The sequence below is a fragment of the Cereibacter sediminicola genome, assembly GCF_007668225.1.
GTDB lineage: Bacteria > Pseudomonadota > Alphaproteobacteria > Rhodobacterales > Rhodobacteraceae > Cereibacter_A > Cereibacter_A azotoformans.
This window is the reverse complement of record NZ_VDEK01000144.1, coordinates 1-527: the sequence shown is the minus strand read 5'-3', so window position 1 is coordinate 527 and position 527 is coordinate 1. Positions and strand designations below refer to the sequence as shown.

Sequence of the window (527 nt, the reverse complement as noted above, 5' to 3'; positions counted from 1 at the left end):
TCGGCCGCGACCCGCATGGCGGCGAGATCTTCTGCTTCCGCGGCCGCAAGGCGGATGTGGTGAAGCTCTTGTGGTTCGACGGTGTGGGCGTGTCGCTCTATGCGAAGCGCCTCGAGGCGGGCAAGTTTGTCTGGTCTGGCCGTCGAGCACCACGGGCGAGGCCGTTGCGATATCCGCGGCCCAGCTCGGCTATCTGCTCGACGATGAGGAGGATCAGAAAACAGTCCAGTGGACTGTTTTCCCGACGAATGACTGGCGAAATCCGCGCTGGACGCAAAGGCCTATGAAGATGGGCTGATGGGACCGAACATCCTGTATTTGTTGGCTTCCGTGGCCGTGCATGGTAGAAGCGGCCATGTCCGATCCCGCGTCCGAACTCGAGAGATTGCGCGCCGCGCTCACTGCTGCGGAGGGTCGTGCATCGGCTGCCGAAGCGGAACTGGCGCAGGCCCGCGCAGTGGTCTCGACCTCGGAGGCGATGATCGCGGGCCTCAAGCTCGAGATCGCGCTGCTCCGGCGCGAGCAAT

The 527-nt window shown here is 63.9% G+C and carries 1 protein-coding gene and 1 pseudogene; both read left to right on the top strand.

Features of this window, described 5'->3' with window-relative positions:
* Positions 1 to 287 (top strand): IS66 family insertion sequence element accessory protein TnpB (gene tnpB / locus FG154_RS20760; RefSeq protein WP_145112064.1); only part of this gene is annotated, 287 nt, incomplete at its 5' end.
* Between the two features lie 68 nt (positions 288 to 355).
* Positions 356 to 527: pseudogene (locus tag FG154_RS20755) on the top strand (IS66 family transposase); the annotation flags it as partial.